At 61.8% G+C, this 19,348-nt stretch carries 16 protein-coding genes and 3 tRNA genes; 7 read left to right on the top strand and 12 right to left on the bottom strand.

Annotated elements, in window-relative coordinates; all coding sequences use genetic code 11:
- Positions 1-13: 13 nt before the first annotated feature.
- The 9 genes from C2I19_RS02160 to ygfZ all read right to left on the bottom strand — a co-directional run bounded on the left by C2I19_RS02160 (position 14) and on the right by ygfZ (position 8,567).
- Complete coding sequence (locus tag C2I19_RS02160) at positions 14-1,501, bottom strand: carboxypeptidase M32 (protein WP_103901078.1); 1,488 nt, start codon at positions 1,499-1,501, stop codon at positions 14-16.
- A gap of 150 nt (positions 1,502-1,651) precedes the next feature.
- A complete protein-coding gene (locus C2I19_RS02155; RefSeq protein ID WP_103901077.1) occupies positions 1,652-2,290 on the bottom strand; it encodes a hypothetical protein in 639 nt (212 codons plus the stop codon).
- Between the two features lie 74 nt (positions 2,291-2,364).
- Complete coding sequence (gene ribD / locus C2I19_RS02150) at positions 2,365-3,474, bottom strand: bifunctional diaminohydroxyphosphoribosylaminopyrimidine deaminase/5-amino-6-(5-phosphoribosylamino)uracil reductase RibD (RefSeq protein ID WP_233201068.1); 1,110 nt, start codon at positions 3,472-3,474, stop codon at positions 2,365-2,367.
- A complete protein-coding gene (locus tag C2I19_RS02145) occupies positions 3,471-4,004 on the bottom strand; it encodes a GNAT family N-acetyltransferase (protein ID WP_103901076.1) in 534 nt (177 codons plus the stop codon). The genes ribD and C2I19_RS02145 overlap by 4 nt, the downstream gene beginning before the upstream one ends.
- Complete coding sequence (locus tag C2I19_RS02140; RefSeq protein ID WP_103901075.1) at positions 4,001-4,549, bottom strand: GNAT family N-acetyltransferase; 549 nt, start codon at positions 4,547-4,549, stop codon at positions 4,001-4,003. The genes C2I19_RS02145 and C2I19_RS02140 overlap by 4 nt, the downstream gene beginning before the upstream one ends.
- A 57-nt stretch (positions 4,550-4,606) precedes the next feature.
- Positions 4,607-5,065 (bottom strand): transcriptional regulator NrdR, encoded by a 459-nt coding sequence (gene nrdR, locus C2I19_RS02135; protein WP_103901074.1) that lies wholly within the window; start codon positions 5,063-5,065, stop codon positions 4,607-4,609.
- A 209-nt stretch (positions 5,066-5,274) separates the two neighbouring features.
- Positions 5,275-6,999 (bottom strand): cyclic-di-GMP receptor FimW-related protein, encoded by a 1,725-nt coding sequence (locus C2I19_RS02130; protein WP_103901073.1) that lies wholly within the window; start codon positions 6,997-6,999, stop codon positions 5,275-5,277.
- A 218-nt stretch (positions 7,000-7,217) separates the two neighbouring features.
- On the bottom strand, positions 7,218-7,523 hold the full coding sequence (locus C2I19_RS02125) for an H-NS histone family protein (RefSeq protein WP_103901072.1): 306 nt from the start codon (positions 7,521-7,523) through the stop codon (positions 7,218-7,220).
- A gap of 99 nt (positions 7,524-7,622) precedes the next feature.
- On the bottom strand, positions 7,623-8,567 hold the full coding sequence (gene ygfZ, locus C2I19_RS02120; RefSeq protein ID WP_158253614.1) for a CAF17-like 4Fe-4S cluster assembly/insertion protein YgfZ: 945 nt from the start codon (positions 8,565-8,567) through the stop codon (positions 7,623-7,625).
- 290 nt (positions 8,568-8,857) lie between these two features.
- Between ygfZ and C2I19_RS02115 the strand changes: the two genes are divergently transcribed.
- The 5 genes from C2I19_RS02115 (at position 8,858) to mscL (ending at position 10,615) form a co-directional block, all read left to right on the top strand.
- Positions 8,858-8,933 (top strand) — tRNA-Asn (locus tag C2I19_RS02115).
- A 32-nt stretch (positions 8,934-8,965) separates the two neighbouring features.
- Positions 8,966-9,041, top strand: a tRNA-Asn gene (locus C2I19_RS02110).
- A gap of 33 nt (positions 9,042-9,074) precedes the next feature.
- A tRNA-Asn gene (locus C2I19_RS02105) sits at positions 9,075-9,150 on the top strand.
- A gap of 86 nt (positions 9,151-9,236) precedes the next feature.
- Positions 9,237-10,091 (top strand): DMT family transporter, encoded by an 855-nt coding sequence (locus C2I19_RS02100; protein WP_233201067.1) that lies wholly within the window; start codon positions 9,237-9,239, stop codon positions 10,089-10,091.
- A 59-nt stretch (positions 10,092-10,150) separates the two neighbouring features.
- Entirely contained in the window at positions 10,151-10,615 is a 465-nt protein-coding gene (mscL, locus tag C2I19_RS02095) for a large conductance mechanosensitive channel protein MscL (protein WP_103901069.1), read from the top strand.
- A 137-nt stretch (positions 10,616-10,752) separates the two neighbouring features.
- On the opposite strand, the gene C2I19_RS02090 is transcribed toward mscL, so the two are convergent.
- Entirely contained in the window at positions 10,753-14,748 is a 3,996-nt protein-coding gene (locus C2I19_RS02090) for a two-component regulator propeller domain-containing protein (RefSeq protein ID WP_158253613.1), read from the bottom strand.
- Between the two features lie 245 nt (positions 14,749-14,993).
- Here C2I19_RS02090 and C2I19_RS02085 point away from each other — a divergent pair, with 245 nt between their 5' ends.
- Together C2I19_RS02085 and C2I19_RS02080 are read left to right on the top strand one after the other, a co-directional pair.
- Entirely contained in the window at positions 14,994-15,986 is a 993-nt protein-coding gene (locus tag C2I19_RS02085) for a GGDEF domain-containing response regulator (RefSeq protein WP_103901067.1), read from the top strand.
- A 244-nt stretch (positions 15,987-16,230) separates the two neighbouring features.
- Positions 16,231-16,800, top strand: coding sequence for a TMEM165/GDT1 family protein (locus C2I19_RS02080; protein WP_103901066.1), 570 nt, complete (start codon positions 16,231-16,233; stop codon positions 16,798-16,800).
- Between the two features lie 55 nt (positions 16,801-16,855).
- Here C2I19_RS02080 and C2I19_RS02075 read toward each other — a convergent pair whose 3' ends face one another.
- Together C2I19_RS02075 and C2I19_RS02070 are read right to left on the bottom strand one after the other, a co-directional pair.
- The gene (locus C2I19_RS02075; protein WP_103901065.1) at positions 16,856-18,655 is read right to left on the bottom strand and encodes a methyl-accepting chemotaxis protein; all 1,800 of its coding nucleotides are present in this window, start codon (positions 18,653-18,655) and stop codon (positions 16,856-16,858) included.
- 82 nt (positions 18,656-18,737) lie between these two features.
- Positions 18,738-19,343: a methyltransferase domain-containing protein gene (locus tag C2I19_RS02070; RefSeq protein ID WP_103901064.1), complete on the bottom strand. Its 606-nt coding sequence runs from the start codon at positions 19,341-19,343 to the stop codon at positions 18,738-18,740.
- Positions 19,344-19,348 lie beyond the last annotated feature (5 nt).

Raw genomic sequence — 19,348 nt, 5'->3', positions numbered from 1 at the left:
ACCCGCTTTGGGCTTAGCCCAGGTAGCGCGCCTCCAGGTGGGCGCGGTAGTGGGCTGGATTCAGCGCTTCCCCAGTGGCGCGGCGCACCAGCTCGTCCGTCGTCCACTGGCAGCCCTGGCTCCAGATATGGTCGCGCAGCCAATCGAACACCGGCGACAAATCGCCCGCCGCGATGCGGCCGTCCAATCCCGGCTCCTGCCGGCGCAGCACGGCGAAATACTGCGCCGCGTACATCGCGCCCAGGGTGTAGCTGGGGAAATAGCCGAAGGTATCCGTCCAGTGAATGTCCTGCAGGCAGCCGTCGCGGTAGTTGCCGCGGGTGTCTATGCCCAGATAGGCCATCATCTTTTCATCCCACAGCGCCGGCACATCCTCGGCCTCGATCTCGCCATTGATCAGCGCGCGCTCGATCTCGAAGCGCAGGATCACATGCGCCGGGTAGCACAGCTCGTCCGCATCCACGCGGATATAGCCCGGCTCCACCCGGGTATACAGCCGCGCCAGGTTCTCGGCGGTAAAGGCCGGCTGCTCGCCGAAGCGGCGGCGGATCAACGGCGCGATCAGCTGCAGGAAGCCGCGGCTGCGGCCCAGCTGCATCTCGAAGGACAGGCTCTGGCTTTCATGGATGCCCATGGAGCGCGCGCGCCCCACCGGCTGCTCCAGCAGCTCGCGCGGCAGGCCTTGCTCGTAGCGGGCGTGGCCGGTCTCATGGATGATGCCCATCAAGCTCTGCACGAAATCGTCTGCGCGATAGCGGGTGGTGATGCGCACGTCTTCCGGTACGCCCCCGCAGAAGGGGTGGTTGCTGACGTCCAGCCGGCCAGCGTCGAAGTCGAAGCCCAGCAGGCCCATCACTTCTAGGCCCAAATCGCGCTGCAGTTCCACCGGGAACGGTCCAGTAGCCTGGATCACCGGCTCCTGGGCCTGCTTGGCGCGGACTTTTTCAATGAGCCCCGGCAGCCAGGACTTCACATCGTCGAAAATACGCGCGATGTCGGCGCTTTTCATGCCGGGTTCGTATTTGTCCAGCAGGGCGTCGTACGGGCTGCAGCCATTTTCTGCGGCCAGCAGCTTGGCCTCTTCCCGCGCCAAGCGCAACACTTCGCGGAAATTGGGCAAAAAACCCTGCCAGTCGTTGTTCTTGCGCTGCTCGCGCCAGGCATGCTCGCAACGCGCAGCCGCCAGCGCCTTGGCCTCCACCAGCTCGGCCGGCAGCAGATTGGCCTGCGCCCATTCGCGGCGCATTTCGCGCAGATTGGCGCGCTCCTGCGCACTCAGCTCTTCCTGTTCTGCCGCTTGCAGCTGGGCGCGCAGTTCAGGCGCGGTGATCAGCTGGTGCATCAGCACCTGCAGCTCGGCCTGGGCGGCGGCGCGCGCCTCGTTGCCCTTGGACGGCATCATCGCGGCCTGATCCCAGCTGGCGATGGCACCGAGGTGGCCGAAACGGTGCAGGCGTTGGAAGGTTTGGGTCAGGCTCTGATAGGCTTTTTGATTCGACATGGCGCTCTCCCTTGTAGCATGGCGTTCACGGCATGCTCACATGTCATTAGCTGATGGTCAAGGGGAGCGCACTCGCCTGTGCCGCAAGGGAAAAGCCAGGAAAACCATGAAACTAAGCCTCAAAATGAATGAATTTTACTCATTCATCTTCTAGCTCCCAGCCACGCGCCGGTGAGCGGCGGGAAACGAGCGCCAATGCGGGAAGTATTCGCGCACCAGGCGCCGCAGGTACTCGCCCTCCTCCGGCGTAGCCAGATGCAGCAGCAACGCATCCACCGCCATGCGGTAACTATTGGCATGGAAGGGATGCGGATCGAGCAGGAACGACAAGACCCGCAGCAGAGTCTTGCGGCGGACGATCTCCTCCTCGGCCATGCCGTCCTCGAACAGCTTGCCCAGATACAGGTCCAACGACGGCGGGAAGTCGCGGAATTTCATGCGCAGCATCAACTGCTGCAACTCGTCCAGCGACGTCAGCATTGGCATGGCCAGGTTCTGGACGGTGAAGCTGGCGCCGGAGGTGATTTCCATCACCTTTTTCATATCGTCCAGCCAGAAATAGAAAAACTCGCGGGCGCAAGTCACCGCCAGCAGCTTTTCCTCCGCCGGACAGGCGGCCACGAAGCCATCCACCCCGGCGTGGTAGTTGTCGGCGTCGCGCCGCCTGCCGGACAATTCGTCCAGCATGCGCTGCAGCAGCTCGCGCCGAGCCTGCACCACATCCGGCGGCGCGCCCAGCTTCTCGATCAAATGCAGGTAGGCCGTCAATGCATCCGCCAGCGCCGCCACCTTGCCTCCCTATTCATCTCACGCTCCCGATAAACCCCATAACGCGCGGCCCGCCATCCAGATGACGCGGCCGCTTACGCCCGATTCGCCGGACGCAAGGTCAGCCTCAAGTCTTGGCCCACCATGCGCGCGTCGACGATCTTCAGGCTGATCTTGTCGGCCAGATCCTCCAGCGCCGGCCAAGCGAACAGGCCGCGCGCGGCGTCGCCGGCCAGCGACGGCGCCAAGTACAGCGCGATCTCATCCACCAGCCCTTCCCGCAGCAGCGCGCCATTCAAGCCGGCGCCGGCCTCGACCATCAGCTCGTTGACGCCGCGCTCGCCCAAGCGGCGCAGCAGCTCCGCCAGATCAGCCTTGCCGCCGCGTCGGCCGATGATCAGCGGCTCGACGCCGCGCTCGCGGAACGGCGCCAGTCTCGACTCATCGTCGATGCAATTCGCCAGCAGGGAACGTCCGCCCTGATATACGCGGCCCGCGGGATCCGTTCTCAGATCGCCGTCCAGCACCACGCGCCAGGGCTGGATGGCCACCGGCAGCTCGCGCACCGTCAGTTGCGGATCGTCGGCCAGCACGGTGCCGCTGCCGGTCAGGATGGCGCAATGCGCGGCGCGCAGCCGCTGCACGTCCAGCCGCGCCTGCGGCCCGGTGATCCACTTGCTGCGGCCATTGAGCAGCGCGGTCTTGCCGTCCAGCGTGGCGGCGGCCTTCAGCGTCACCCAGGGCCGGCCGCGCTCCACGCGCGACAGGAAGCCTCGATGGATGCGGCGCGCCTCGGCCTCCATTAGGCCGGCGGAGGCCGGAATGCCCGCCGCCTGCAGCATGGCGATGCCGCGGCCGGACACTTCATGATAGGGATCGACCATGGCCGCCGCCACGCGGCCTATGCCTTCCCGGATCAAGCGTTCAGCGCAGGGCGGCGTGCGGCCATGGTGGCTGCACGGTTCCAGCGTGACATAGGCCGTGGCGCCGCGCGGCGTATCCCCGCGCGCCAGGCAGTCCTTGATCGCCTGGATCTCGGCATGATCCGAGCCGACTGCCAGCGTCGCGCCCTCGCCTATGATCTCGCCATCGCGCACCAGCACGCAGCCCACTCCGGGGTTGGGCGCGGCGCGGCGCGTCGCGCCTTCGGCCAAGCGCAGCGCGCGCTGCATGAACAGGTGGTCGTCGGCGCTATAGTCCATCATTCCCGCTTTTTCCATTCCTCGGCCAACAGGCCGTAACAACGCATATTCCAGAAGCGGCCATTCAGCCATTGCGCATCGCGCAGCTCGCCTTCCAGCCGGAAGCCCAGGCTTTCCGCCACCTTGCAACTGCGGACGTTTTCCGGCGCGCAGCCCAGCTCCACCCGATGCAGGCCCAATTCGCCGAAAGCCTGATCCAGCAACTGGGTCAGCGCCCGCAGCATCGCGCCCTTGCCGACATGGCAATCGGCCAGCCAATAGCCGACGCGGGCATAGCAGTGCGCCTGGCTGATGCCATGCAGCGAGCAGCTGCCGGCGATTTCGCCGTCCACCAGAATCAAGCGGTGCGCGCAGCGGCCTTCCTCGTTGCCCTGGACTTGCCGCCATAAAAAGGCTTCGGTATCAGCCACCGACCGCGGCTTGACGATGCCGGCCATCCACAGCGCCAAGGTGGCGCGATAACGTTCAATCAAAGCATAGACGGCCGGCGCGTCGCGCTCCGGCATGGCGGGACGAATGCTGACTTCGCTCATTTCCGCATCCTCCACTCCCGCGCCAGCATGCTGTACTGACAGGCGTCGTGAAACCGGCCATGCAACCGCAAGCCATCCCTTTGCACGCCCTCTCGGGCGAATCCCAGCCGCTCCGCCACGGCGCGGCTGCGCGCGTTTTCCACGCCCGCCACGATGACGATACGATTCAGGCCGAGGTCGTCGAAGCCCACGTCCAGCACCTGCGCCACCACGCCGCTCATGATGCCGCGACCGACAAAGCGATCGGCCAGCCAGTAGCCCAGCAGGCCGGAGCCATTCAGCTTGCTGATGCCGTGAATGTCTATGCAACCGGCCAACTCGCCATTCAGTTCTATCAGCCAGCAAGCGCAGCCTGCGCCATCGCGCGCGCCGTCAGTGACGCCGGTCAAAAATGCCCGGCTGTCCTCCACGCTGCGCGTGGCGTCCACCCAGGGCAGCCAAGCGCGCAAGCTGGCGCGGCTTGCCTCTATCAAGGCGAACAGCCGCTCTGCGTGGACAACGGAGGGCGGCAATAGGGAGATAGGCTGGAGAATGGCGGCGGTCATGGCTCAATCCAAAATGACAAATAGATTAAACATGTGTATCAGCCGCCACTGAGACTGTCAATGCGAGGACTTCTGAATTTCCTTGATTGCGTCAGTAAATTCAGAAATATCCTGAAAACTGCGGTAAACCGAGGCAAACCGCACATAGGCAACCTTGTCCAGACGGGCCAGTTCCGCCATCACCATTTCGCCTATCTGGCGGCTGCTGACCTCGCGTTCGCCCAGTTGCAGCAGCTTGTGGCAGATGCGATCTATCGCCTCGTCCACCAGCGTGGTGGACACTGGCCGCTTGTGCAGCGCGCGCAGGAAGCTGGTGCGCACTTTCTCGATGTCGAACTCTGAGCGGTGTCCGGCCGTTTTCACCACTTGCGGCATGCGCACGTCGGCGGTTTCGAAAGTCGTGAAACGCTTGTCGCAGGCGGGGCAGCGGCGACGGCGGCGGATGCTGCTGCCGTCCTCGCTGACGCGGGAGTCGATCACCTGGGTGTCAGAGTTGCCGCAGAACGCGCATTTCATGACAAAAATCCTGAGAGTTGCAATAAGCGAATGTTATCAGCAAAGGCTATTCAAGGTATCGCAGACATGAAATCCATGGCGACGTCCCAATTATGTATTGTAAAGCCATGCCGACTATAGGCGTAGACTAGGCCATGGATGCTTGCCGCTTTCTCGCCCAACTGGATCCGTTCTGCCTCCTTGCAGGTGCATTTTGCGCCCCTCGCCTACTACAGCACCACAGGCAGCTTCTCCAGCGCCTGCACCAGTTCAACCTCCACCATGCACCAGTCGCTGCCCTTCTCCAGCACCTTGCCCAAAGCGATCTGGAAATGTTTGCCGCGCGCGGTCATGTAGAACTGCTTGCCCAGCATGTATAGCGAAACCGGCAAGATCAGCGCATTAATCAGCTTGTCGCCACGCCGATACGGCATGAATACGCTGATATGGCCGGCCAACCACACTTGGTCCGGCGGCAGCGTCGGGTCTATCAGCCTGGTGTCGGTGGGCCGCAAAGAAGCGGCCAGCGGCCGGGTAGTCAGCGTTTCTATGCCCAGGTAGATGCGCTCGCGGCTGGTTCGCTTGATGCGGCGGATGATGCCCAGATTCCAGCTGTCGGCGCCGGCATCTCGATAACCTATCAACCCTCCCAGAGCCACCCACTCATTGCCCATCACGTCCAATGACACGCCCAGGCCGGACTGGCTGATATTCTCCAGCGCCCACTTGGGAAAATCCTGCGTCGGCGCCGGCTCCACGGTTTCGCCGGACAGCGACAAGCCGCTGATCGCAGGCTGCGGCGTGACGGACTTGTCCCGCTTGCGGCTGGTGACGAAACCATAGATCCGGATATTGGCCGCATCTTCATAACTGTCGCGATCTCCGCCGCGCGGGCTTTGCCCCAGCTCTTCGTCCGGCCTCCGCACCAGCTTATGCAGCATGGTCAGCCGGTGCGCCACCTCGACCTGGCGATCGCTGACCGCCTGCCGCTCCGCGCGCGCGAACAAGACTGGTTTGACCGCCCACTCCCGCGTCAGCACACGCAGCAAGGCGGCGTCTATGCCCGGCTCGATCAGGCGCTTCAATTCGGTCGGCACACGGCCAGCCTCAATCATGATCGCCCAGTTATGCAGCATCTCCACCAATTCGGCGGTATTCCAGTAACGCGCCCATTCGCCAGCCGTCACTAGGTCAACCCGCGCGGCAGGCCTGGATTCGTTCAACAGGACGGCAAAACTGGCTTCCGGGCCGCTCTGTTTGCTCAATGTCATGCGGTTGCTGAGCAAGCCTAGCAACTGATAAGCGAAATTAATCTGTTTAACGCTGAAATTGCCATTTCCCAACTGCGCCAACATCTGCAGCGCCAAATATTGATCCTGAACCGTGGTGGCGGCCGATTTTTCGCCGAACAGAAATACTGGCCTGGAATCCAGACCGCGCTGCTCCGCTAAACGGTATAGTTGATTGACATTCAGCCAAAAAACTTCATCAGGCTGAAAATTCCTGATGTATTGCCACCTGGCATACTCGGTCAGGTAATAAAGAATGCGCGCCAGCACCAAGGGCAGCAAGCCGACTATTTTGACTCCATTCGGGCTATCGGCGACTACCGGCAAGGCATATTGATAGAACTCGGTAAACTGTTTGCCATAGTTCAGTATCTGCCCGCGCAACTGGCTTTCCAGCACTTTGGGCATCCTGGCGTTCATCAGGTATTGCACGCACAGGCCGTCATGCAACGGCTGGGTTTCCTGATTCAGCGTCAGCACTGCCTCCAGCATGTCCGCGGACAATTCCAGCGAAGGCGCGTTCAGCGCGCTCAACAATTCAGCCGCCTTGTCGTGCGCGGCGGAGCCGAACTCCTGCTTCAGCGCCTCCGCGTGCGTCTTGGCCGACTCGGCATTGGCCAAGGGATCCGGCTTGCCCTTGCCCCCCCTAGAGAAGAAATCCAGCATGCTCCCGTCCAGTCTCCTGCAAGCGTCGATAGATAAAGCCTACATACTCTATGCTACTAGATTTATAGCAAGCCGGGCGAACCGTAATAATCCGCGTAAACCGGCGCTTCGCCAGCCACTGCCGCTGCCGCGGCGTAGAAACAAGCCGCAGCGCGCCGTAGACGAAAAAAAAGCGCCAAAGGCGCTTTTTTCACGGCAGGCAGCCCGTCATCAGATCATTAGATCATCAGGTCTTGCAACGCCTTGCCACCATCCACCCAGGACTGAACCCAGGCCGGCTTGCGGCCGCGACCCGTCCAGGTCAGCTCATTGTTTTCCGGGTGGCGGTACTTGGCTTCCACCGGCTTGCGCACGGCCACAGCCTTGCTCAGCACTTCCTCGACGCTCAGGCCATAGGCGCGAGCCAATTCGATAATCTGCTTCTTAGCCTTGGACTTCTCTTCCACTTCGCGGCGCTTGATTTCGTTTTCCACATCGGACTTCAGCGCAACCAGTTCAGTGAATTCGAGTTTAGACAGATCCATGAGATGTTCCTTGTTGATTATTGATCTAGCAATTACAGGGTGTAATGTAGCTAATGCAATTGGTGCAAGTCAAGAATCAAAAAGAAAACAGATTGCCCATTATTCAAGCACGGACTCCAACGAATAAGGTAATTCCAGTTCGCGTAGGGCAATTGCATGCGATTCGTCTCCAAATACTCCAGCCTCCCAAGTCTGAGACTGCGCCACCGCCAGTCCTTCAAACCTTCCCTCGCCAACTTGACATGCCGCAGCCAGCATGCCGATCGATTGCTCCGGCAATTGCGGGCTAAATAATTTGCTTCCTACGGACAAGCGCTCGAAAAACTCCACCCTGGACATGCGACGCTTCATTTTCCCCAGGTACTGGCTGCGCGCCACGATTTCCTGCCCCGGATAGCAGCCTTTCTTGAAGTTGACCGCGCCTATCAGCTCCATATTGGCCATCTGCGGCACGAACTGCTCCTGTGTTTCCTGCGTCACCCAGGCGATGCCGGCTCGAATATCGCGCAGCCCCCATACCGTCGCGGAGACGCCATGCGCATTTTCCGCCATGGAAATATCCTGCTCAAAACCACATCCAGCTCGCAGGGCAAGCAAATAGCCCCCATGAGGCAAACGCAGCAGCGAGGCATCTTCCCGCACCGACTGCTCCATATCGCCCAGCTTGTCCGCATCGTTGAAATGCGGCTGCAATATCAACGCTGCGTCCGGGCCGGATAAGCCCAGGATGGACCATGCATCATCCAGCGTGGCGCGAACCTTGGACCGCAAAATGAACATGCTCAGACGCTTGGCGATGGCTGCGGCAATATCGGCCGATACCATCAAGTAATAAGCGCCGCCATGCCGCCAGATCAGGAAGCTGGCCAACATGCGTCCCTTCGCCGTGGAATACGTGCTGTATTGCGCCTTGCCCTCCTGCGCTTGCCGGATGTCATTGGACAATTGCCCTTGCAAAAAGGCCTCAGCATCGTCGCCTTCCATCCGAATCAGGGAGAAATTATCCAATGGCGCCAGTACGGTTTCTGTCTCCAGCGCGGCCACTTGCCGCAAATGCTCAGCCACCGGCTGCACACCCCGCTCGTCCAGATTCACGCCTTTTTGCTTCAGCCATTGTTGCCAGAATGCATGCATGCCATCGCTCCCTCACTGATATCAATGCGCGATCTTAACGCCAAGCGCTTTTCCTCGCCAGCCAATACCCAGTGCAAAAAACCTCACTCGGCCAGCCACTTATGTCGCTAGGCAGCCCCTCCGCCTAGCCTAAGTTCAAAAAAATGCAAGAAATCGTTGACACGACCCAGTCGCCCATATATAGTTCGCCCTCACTCAATTCCCTGATAGCTCAGTTGGTAGAGCGACGGACTGTTAATCCGCAGGTCGCAGGTTCGAGCCCTGCTCGGGGAGCCAGTTAACCTTGGTTCATTTTGAGTGTCATGTGTTCCCTGATAGCTCAGTTGGTAGAGCGACGGACTGTTAATCCGCAGGTCGCAGGTTCGAGCCCTGCTCGGGGAGCCACATCGCCTTACAGCGCCCAATTCAAAGTTTTGTTCCCTGATAGCTCAGTTGGTAGAGCGACGGACTGTTAATCCGCAGGTCGCAGGTTCGAGCCCTGCTCGGGGAGCCAGAATACGATGAGCCGCAGCTTACGCTGCGGCTTTTTCGTTTGGCATTTACCTCTTACAATCGTTTCCACCAACCGGAGAAACGATAGTGAAGCATCCCATCCCGCTCGCCCTCGGCGCCGTCCTGCTATGGGCATCGCTCGCCACGCTGGGCGCGCTCACCCGCAGCCTGCCGCCCTTCTTCGTGGTCGGCGTCAGCCTCTGCGTCGGCAGCTTGCTGTCCATCCACAGGGCCAAGGAATGGAAGGTGCCGCCGCTCACCGCGCTGGCAGGCGTCTACGGCCTGTTCGGCTATCACTTCCTGCTGTTCTTCGCCTTTCGCCACGCGCCCGCGCTGGAAGCCAATCTGCTCAACTATCTGTGGCCCCTGCTGATCGTGCTGTTGTCGCCTTGGTTCCGCCCCGGCATCCGCCTCAACCACCGGCACATCCTGGGCGGCGCGCTGGGCTTCATCGGCGCCGGCCTGATCGTCACCGGCGGCCAACTGGCGCTGTCTCAACAATATTTGCCAGGTTATCTGTTAGCCATCGCCGCTGCGGTGGTCTGGTCCACCTTCAGCCTGCTGCTCGGGCGGCTGCCTGCCTTTCCCGGCAGCGCGATGGGCGGCTTCTGCCTGGCCTCCGGCCTGCTGGCCCTGCTGTGCCACGCGCTGTTCGAACCCGCCGTCAACCCCAGCGCCGCGCAATGGGCCACGCTAGCCCTGCTGGGCTTGGGCCCGATGGGCGGCGCCTTCTTCCTGTGGGAGCGCGCGCTGCGGCTGGGCGACCCCAGGCAGATAGGGTCGCTGTCTTATTCCACGCCCTTGCTGTCCACCCTGCTGCTGACCGCCAGCGGCCAGGGCCATCTCAGCCCGCTGGCGTCGGTCGCCATCCTGCTGATCCTGGGCGGCGCGCTGCTGGGCACACTGCCTGCGCGTTCCCGCGCGGCAGCCGGCGCCTCCTGATTTTTGCAATGAAAAACCCAAACAGTTAAAATTATTTCAATCAAATAAGAGGATAAGCCATGTCCGTACTGAAGGAATTCAAAGAGTTCGCCGTCAAAGGCAATGTGATCGACCTGGCCGTCGGCGTGGTGATCGGCGGCGCCTTCGGCTCCATCGTCAAGTCCCTGGTCGATGACGTGATCATGCCGCCCATCGGCCTGCTGATCGGCAATGTGGATTTCTCCAACCTGTTCTTCGTGCTGAAAGAAGGCGCCAAGCAGGCCGGCCCTTACGTATCGGTGGCCGCCGCCAAGCAGGCTGGCGCCGTGACGCTGAACCTGGGCCTGTTCATCAACGCCCTGGTCAGCTTCACTATCGTCGCCTTCGCCATTTTCATGCTGGTCAAGGCCATCAACCGGCTGAAGCGCGAACAGCCCGCGCCGGAAGCGCCCGCCGCGCCGGCCACCAAGGAGTGCCGCTACTGCCTGTCCGCCATCCCGGAAAAGGCCACGCGCTGCCCCTGCTGCACCTCGCAGCTGGACTAGAACCTGCCGAGGCGTGGCATGGCCAGCCGCAGGCAGGCGCATGCCATGCGGCCTCGCTCTCCCAACTGGTCGCCTTGAAGCGGCGGCCTCCAACGCCCGCGGCTTGCCCGCCGGAGCCGGGCCTTGATCCCCTCCTCTCACGCTTCCATCTGGCGCATCGGTAGAAAGACGGTGAAGGTGGCGCCTCGCCCTTCTTCGCTATCGATCTCGATGCGCCCATGGTGGCGGGCAATGATCTTGCTGACGATATCCAGCCCCAGGCCGCTGCCTTCGCCGCTGCGGCGGGTGGTGAAAAAGGGCTCGAAGATTTTGTCGCGGATGGCGGCGGGAATGCCATGTCCGGTATCGCGCATGGCGATGGCGACCTCATCGCCGGATTGCCGCACGACAATGGTAAGCGTGCCCTTGCCGTTCATGGCCTGCAGCGCATTGTGAGCCAGATTGGTCCACACCTGGCCCAGCTCATCCGGCAAGCAAGGTATGCGCGGGACGTCTTCGTATTCGCGCACGACTTCCACTCCCTGGCGCAGCTGGTGTTGATAGATGGTGAGCACGGTGTCGATGCTGTCTCGCACGTCGACCTCGTGAAAGATGCCGCTGCTGTCGTGGCGCGAAAACGACTTGAGCGCATAGACGATCTTCCCCACCCGCTCGATCGCGGCTTCGATATTGGCGGCATTGCCCAGCGCAATCGACATTTGCTGCGCCGTATCGAGAACCAGATCGCGCGAGTCGTGCAGCAAGAGCGGCGTGTAACGCGCGATGCCGCCTTGCAAATGGCACTGCAGGAAGACATCCGCGACTTGGTTGGCGCCGTCGATCCGCAAACTCTCCAGCTCGCCCAGCAGGCTGCGTCGCAAAGCGCGCTGCTCGCGGCTGCTCAAACCCTGGCTGCCGGCGGGATGGCAATGTGCCAGCAGGTCGGCAAACAGCTCTCGCAAGGGATCCTCCAGCACCGGCGCCAGTTGCAACAGCTGCAGCATCGCGCGGCGAAAAGCGATCGCGCCGCTCTGGTTGCTGGACTTGATGGCGCCGATCGGCGTGTTGATTTCATGAGCGACATTGGCGATCAATTGGCCCAAGGACGCCATTTTTTCTTGCTGGATCATCTGCGCCTGGGCGTGCTTGAGCTCTTGCAGGGCGGCGGCGGTTTGGGCTTCGGCGGTTTGCGCGGCGTGGTAAGCGTCGCCATTGGCCAGCGCGATGGCCGCGTAGGCGCACAGCGTGCGAAAGATCATGCATTCGCGCTCGCCGAAAGCATGCTGCTTGTCCGACTGAATGCTCATCACGCCCAAGGTTTGCCGGCCCACGATCAGCGGCACGAACAGATTGGTCAGCATGCGCCGGGTGCCGGGCATATGGCTGGGGCTGGGAGTGTCTGGCTCCCATTCAGTGAGGATTTCGCGCTGCTCGCGGATGGCGCGGGCGGAATTGGAGTGCGGCAAATCCAGCGGAATGGTGTCATATGGCAGGGGCTTGCCGTCCTCCGCGCTGAACACGCGATTCAGCAGGCTGCCGTCGGAACTCAGCCTGTACAGCGAGATGTGCGGGCAATCCAGCAGCTCCGCGATATGGCGCTGCAAGGATACGAACACGTCCGCGGCGTTCAGCTTGGCGGTAATGTCGCGCCCGACATCGCCCAGTTGCCGCAGGATATCGGCCGAGACGGCGAGCTCGGCATTCGCCGATTGCAATGCCAGCGTCTGACGCTCCACTTCCTCGCTCAGCGCGCGGCGCTGTTTGTGCAGCACCGCCGTTCGCGCCCAGACAAACAAATAGAGCCCCGCCAAGGCCAGCAAGCCCAGCAGCGCGCGGAACCATGCGGTCTGATACCAGGCGGGCTGCACCGCAAATGGTAATTCCGTTGACGCATTTGTCCATTGACCTTCGCGATTGCTTGCCCGCAGATGCAAGCGATAGTCGCCCGGCGCCAGATTGGTGTAGACCGCCGTGCGATGGCTGGCGTCGGCGCTGATCCAGCTTTTGTCGAATCCCTCCAGGCGATAGGCGTAGCGGATGCGTTCCGGCGCGGCATAATCGAGCGCGCTGAACTCTACGCGCAGGCTGTTTGCCGCAGCGGAGACGCTCAAGACGGGAAAGCGGCTGTCGGCCAACTGAGCGCCCGGCGGGACAGGCGCGCCATCTATGGTGAGCTCGGTAATGCGCAACAGCTGACGGTCGTCACCGGCCTGGTAACGCTCCGGCCTCACCACGACCAGCCCGCCCGTGCCGCCGAACAATAATTCCCCGCCAGGCGCGGCTGCGCCGGACCCCACCCAGAAATTGCCGATGGCCAGCCCATCCGCCTGACTCAGCGCGCGGATGCGCAAGGTGGACGAGTCGATGATGGCCAGCCCATTATCGGCGCTGGCCCAGATGCGGCCCTTGCCGTCTGCCAGCAATTTGTCGACATTGCCGTCCGGCAAGCCTTGGGCCTTGCCCAGGCGCAGGAACCGTCCGCGGCCATCGGCATCCACCCCTTGCAGCAGATTGATGCCGCCGCCGGTCGTGCCAACCCACAAGCGGCCGCCCCGGTCCGTCAGCAGGCAGGCAATGGCATTGCTCGACAGCGAAGCGGGATCCGCCGCGTTGCTGCGGAATATCCGGTTGCCATGGGTGGCCGGATCATACAGGTTCAGTCCGTTATCGGTGCCGACCCATAGCTTGCCGCCGGCCGCCGGCGCGATGGCGTTGATCGCCTCTGAACTCAAGCCAGGAATGTGCCGCAGCGGCGTTTGGGAGGACGCGGCCAGGTCGAGCGCAAACAAGCCATCGGTACCGCCCCCTATCCAGGCGGTATCGCCCCGAATCAACACCGCCTGCACGGCGCCGTCTACTCGACGGCCCGGCCGCTGTATACGCTGCACCGTCATCTCAAAAGGAGAAGCCCGATACAAACCCGCCCCAGTGGCGATCAACACGCTGCCGTCGCTCGCTTCCGCCATGGCGGGAATGTAGCCATCCGGCAAAGCCCGATCAGGATGCGAGGGATCCGGGCGCAATGCGCCCAGGCGGCCGCGCACCGGGTCGATGACATCAATGCCATGGCTGGCCTGCCCTAGCCACACCCGGCCATCCGACAGATTCAGCACGCTGGTGACATCGGTATCGGTGACACCCTCGGGCTTGCTGCTGGCGCCGAATACGGACAGGATCGCCCCTTGCGTTGGATTGGCGCGGCTCAAACCATTCTGGCTGCCTATCCACAACAGGCCGTTGCGGCCAGAATGAAGCGCCCAGATGTAGTCGTCGCTCAGGCTGACCGGCAAAGCGCGGTCATGGCGCAGGCGTCGAGTTTCGCCGCTGTTCTGGTCGATGACGACAATGCCCTGGCCATAAGTGCCGAGCCATATCTCGCCGGGATGCGGCTCGGCGATGCCGTCCACCCATTGATGCGCGAGCGGACTGTCTACTTTGCCGTTTTCCTGCAGGGCCGTGGCCGCGCCATCGGCGGGGTTCAGCCTGAAAGCACCGCGCTGCTTGCAGCCAATCCACAATCGCCCATCGCTGGCGACATGCAAGACGCTGACAAAGGGCTGCTGCCCCGGTCCGGCCGGCAGCATGACCGGGCTGAATCCGCCGTCGGCATCGCGCCGGGCCAAACCGCCGCCGGTGCCGACCCAAAGCGTGCCATGATGATCCAGCGCCAAGGCCCGCACTTGGCCAGACAGCAATCCTCCGTGATCTCGCCGATTATTGAGCGCCTGGCGACTCAGGCGGTCTTGCGCGTCCAGGTGATACAGTCCGTTTTCCGTGCCAACCCACAAGCCGCCGCGACCATCGTCCAGCATGGCATTCACCATGGAATCGCTCAGGTCCTCGTTGTTTTGGGTGCGGCTCCAGATGGTGAAACGGTCCTTTGCCGGATCATAGCGCGCCAAACCAGCGGCGTAAGTGCCCACCCATAGATGGCCGGCATGGTCGGCATACAGGCTGCGGATGCGATTATCCGGCAGGCTGCCGGCTTGATGGGAGTCAGGCTGGTAATTGCGGAAACGGTAGCCGTCCCAGCGCGCCAGCCCGCCTTGCGTGCCTATCCACAAAAAACCCGCGCCATCCTCGGCGAGAGATGTCACGACGGTATCGGGCAGCCCCTGCTCCTTGCCCAGATGGGTAAAGACAGCATCGGCCAATGGCGCCCAAGCCGTGGCCGGCCAGGCTAGCGCGCTGCACCATGCAAACCAGAAGACAAGCCCCAAACGGGCGGCAAGGCAGGCGAATTCGATCAAGCGGCGGTAAGGAGCGGCCATATGGGGAGAGATTGGGCTGAGGGGTCCGCAAGCCAGTATAGCGGTTCCGCACACATACGACGCCCGATTTCCCGCCCGAACTAGCCTATCCTCAAGACAGTCAGCCATCGCAAAACAAGGGAGGCGTCGTGGCCAACGAGGTGATTTTATGCGTCGACGACGATATTTCGGTTCTGAATGCCCTGCGCGCCCTGCTCTCGCAAAATCTGGACAAGCACCAGTCAATTGAAATCGCCGAGAGCGCCGAAGAAGCGCTGGAATTGGTAGACGCCTTGCGCGCGGAAGGAGAAGAAGTTCCTGTCGTCTTTGCCGACTACATCATGCCGGGCATGAAGGGCGATGAATTGCTGGCCGCGATACGCCAGCGGCTGCCAGCGACCATGAATATCATGCTGACCGGACAGAGCGATCTGATGGGGGTGAAGCGCGCCATCAATCAAGCCGGACTGTATCGTTTCATTGAAAAACCGTGGGATAACGACGATCTGGTGCTGACGCTGCAAACCGCGCTCAGGACATATGCGCTGGACCGCAGCCTGAAGCAACAGAATGAAGCCTTGCGCGAGCTGAATGCGTCGCTGGAGCGTACAGTGGCGGAGCGCACGCGCGAGCTGCAAGAGAAAAACTCCGAGTTGGCTCGACTATCGGTGACGGACAAGCTCACCGGCTTGGCCAACCGGCTGTTTCTGGATCAATCTCTCGAAACCTATTTCGCCGAATCGCGCCGCCATGGTTCCGTGTTTTCCCTGATCTTGCTCGATGTGGATCACTTCAAAAGGGTTAATGACACCTGGGGCCATCACACCGGAGATGCAGTACTCAAAGGGGTGGCCCAGGTATTGAGCGGCAGGGTGCGGCAAAGCGATGTTTGCGGCCGCTGGGGCGGGGAAGAGTTTTTGGTGATTTGTCCGCATACCGAACGCGATGGCGCGCTGCTGGTGGCCGAGTCTTTGCGAGCGGCGATTGCCGAGCATGCGTTTGCCGAAGCGGGGCAGATGACCGCCAGCTTTGGCGTCGCCAGCTATCAAGCAGGCGACACGATCAGCAGAATCGAAACCCGCGCCGACCAAGCTTTGTATCGCGCCAAAAAAGCCGGCCGCAATCGCGTGGAGGCCGGCTGACCCTACTCAGCTCCGCCACGCGCCTAAGCGCCCAACGCTTGCCCGCGCCAGGCGATTACCCTACAATCCGCCTCGTTCTGGGGGAGTAGCCTCGGCGCGCGACAGCGCCGGCGGCGGTCAACATACTTGGCGTTCGCCATGGCCGTCGCGACAAATCCTGTTTGGCAAGACCCATGATATGCTTGCGCGCAGCGGGGCCGCCGCGCAGGTTTGTCATGGCGTATCCGCGGCCCCTGGAGCAGTCATGCAAGCCTTCCTGATTTCCACCGGCGTGGTGGCTCTGGCCGAAATCGGCGACAAAACCCAATTGCTGGCCCTGCTGCTGGCCTCTCGCTTCAAAAAACCCGTTCCCATCATCTTGGGCATTTTCGTCGCAACGCTGGTCAACCACTTCGCAGCCGCCGCCGTCGGCCACTGGCTGATGCTCAAAGTGGGCCCGGACATCATGCGCTGGGGCCTCGGCATTTCCTTCGTCGCGATGGCGGCCTGGATGCTGATTCCAGACAAACTAGATGAGGATGACAAGCTTCTCGAGCGTTTCGGCGTGTTCGGCACCACCGTCATCGCCTTCTTCCTGGCCGAGATGGGGGACAAGACGCAGATCGCCACCATCGCGCTGTCCGCGCGCTTCCCGGAGCAGCTTTACATGGTGGTGGCCGGCACCACGCTGGGCATGATGCTGGCCAATGTGCCGGCCGTGCTGCTGGGCGAAGTGGCGGCGAAGAAAATACCGCAAAAGATAATGCACGCCATCGCCGCCGCCTTGTTCGTCGGTCTCGGCATCGTCACGCTGCTGACGCCGCTGTCGCTGTAAATCGCCCATGCCATAAAGAAGGGGGCCGCAGCCCCCTTTTCGCTTCCCCCCGCGCTCAGCCCTGCGCCAACAAGGTGTTGGGATCGAAGCCCACCCGCAGCGCGCCCCAATGACGGCCGCGCAATTCCAGCGGCAACACCACCTCGGACAAAACTTCACCGGTATCGCGGCTATAGGTTTGCAGCAGGAAGGGCTGGATATTGCGCGCAGCGCGCAAGCCGGCCGGATCGTTGAAAATGCGCTTGTCGCGGCTTTCCATCAAGTCCTTCTGCGCATCGCCGCTCAAGGGGCGGCTATACCAGCTGTTATGCGTGGGCGCATAGCCATTGCTATCCACCGCCACGCAGAACTTGCCGCCGGGAATCAGGCTGACAACCCTGTCCGTCAGAGGCTGCAACTGCTTTTCCAGCTTATCGTCGTAAGCGGTCCGGTATTTGGTCGGCTTGGTCCCCGTGATGGGCTGATAGCGCTGATCGAACAGATCTACGCCGCGCTGCAGTTCCGTCTGCAGCACCTGCAACACCTGATCCCGCGCCGAACGGGCGTGATTCAACGCCTGATCGAACGCGCCATCTCCGATCACGAACTTCGAAACCAGTCCCTGCACCTGCTCCGCCGCCTCGGTCAACTCATTCGCGGCGCGCTCGGTCTCGCCCAAACGCTGGTTCACCACCAATCCCAGCTGGTGAATTTCAGCTACATGCTGGTTGACCTGCTGATTGCTGTCCATGAATTCATGCATGGTCGTCGCGATCTGGCTCAGGCTGGAAGAGGTGGACTCGAAGTCTCCCATCATCTTGCTGAAATGCTCGGAGGCGCGCGAGATCACGTCTCGCGCCTGATTGGTATCCTCGGTGATCGCGGCCGTCTCCTGCTGCGTATCGGCCACCAGGCCCAGCATGCCGTCGATATTGTGCGAAATCTCGTCGGTAGCCGTCTTCACGCGCTCGGCCAGTTTGCGCACCTCGTCAGCCACCACGGCGAAGCCGCGGCCGCTCTCGCCGGCGCGCGCCGCCTCGATCGCTGCGTTCAGCGCCAGCAGATTAGTCTGCTCGGACACGTCCTTGATCAAATCCACAATGGTCTTGATGCTGGCCGAACGTTGGCTCAAGTCTTCCACCGTATGGTTGAAATGACCCACTTTACGGCTGATATCGTGGATGCTCTCAGTCACCGAGCGCAGCTCTTCGTAGGACTCGCGCGCGGCGTTCAGATTGACCGCCGTCGTCGCCGAAATGGCCTCGGTCTGCTCCGTGACCTGCTCTACACCACGCGTGGATTGGTCGCTGGCATGGCTGACCTGCTTGGCCAACTCGTCCTGCTGCCGCGCGCTTCCCGCAGACTCCGTCACATTGCGCCGCGTCACCGCCGAATCCATGGCGATGCGCACCGTCATCCGCCGCACATTGCTGATGATTTCGCGCATTTTCAGCAGGAAGCGGTTATAAGACAGCGAAAGCTCACGGATTTCGTCGTAAGTGATGGTGGGAATTTCTCGCGACAGATCGCCGGCGCCGGCGCCTATCTCGTTGAAAATCTGAATGATCATCCGCAGCGGCCGGACGATCAGGTAACGCAGATACCACACCATGAAGGCGATGAACAGGAAGCTCAGCGCCCACAGCCCCAGCGTCCAATACAAGGCGCTATCCACCGTGGCGTCCACCTTGGCCAGCACCTGGGCCGACACGCCGGCATCGCGCACCGTCGCCCGTATATCGCTCAAGGCGTAGTAGCAGTAAGCCGCCATCAGCAATTGAAACAGGCTGATAAAGAAAAAACTGCCCAGCTTCTTGGTCAGACTATTCCAGAAGGCTTTTTCTGAAAACGTGTAAAACCGCCAGAACCACTCCATTTGCTCTCCTCCCAAACACTCTGGACCGTTATATTTTTATCGGTCGCTATTTTTTCTGAAAGCGGCCGCGCCGGCCACCTCCTTAGGACGGAAATGCTTGATCCAAATCAAACATTCGCCGTCTCCATACCATCCAGCGCTCCTTGCCGCCGAAAACCGGCAAACCATCCGGTAAAGACTGCGTCTGCTCCAGTTCGAACCACGGGCTCAGCAAGGCTTCCAGCTCTGCCTCCCCCACCCCGAACGGCGGCCCCTTCTCGCCCTCCCCCATGAAAAACACGCCAACCAACGCGCCGCCCGGCTGGATCATGCCCGCTACCGCCCGCGCATAAGGCGCTCGCCTATCCGGCGGCAGCGCGCACAAAAAAGCCCGCTCGAACACGCAGTCGAAAGCGGGCAATTTCAATTCGAAGAAATCAGCCAGAAGCAGGCTGTCCGCCGCCTCCGGCCAGTGGCTGCGAGCCAGCGCTATGGCCGCCTCGCTGAAATCGACGGCCAAGACCTGATGGCCCATGGCGCGCAGCGGCGGCATATCCGCCGCGCTGCCGCAGCCGGGCAGCAGCACTCGCCCGGGCGGCCTGGCGGCGAAGAATAGCCGCGCCGGCTCCGGCAAGCTCGCGCCCTCCCAAGGCATCACGCCGTCGCGATACCTTTGCTCCCAAAACTCCGCCCGCGAACTATCCGCCACGCCCT

Origin of the sequence: Chromobacterium alticapitis (assembly GCF_002924365.1) — a bacterium.
Taxonomy (GTDB): domain Bacteria; phylum Pseudomonadota; class Gammaproteobacteria; order Burkholderiales; family Chromobacteriaceae; genus Chromobacterium; species Chromobacterium alticapitis.
Note: the sequence above shows the minus strand (reverse complement) of the source record. Positions and strands in the feature narration are given on the sequence as shown.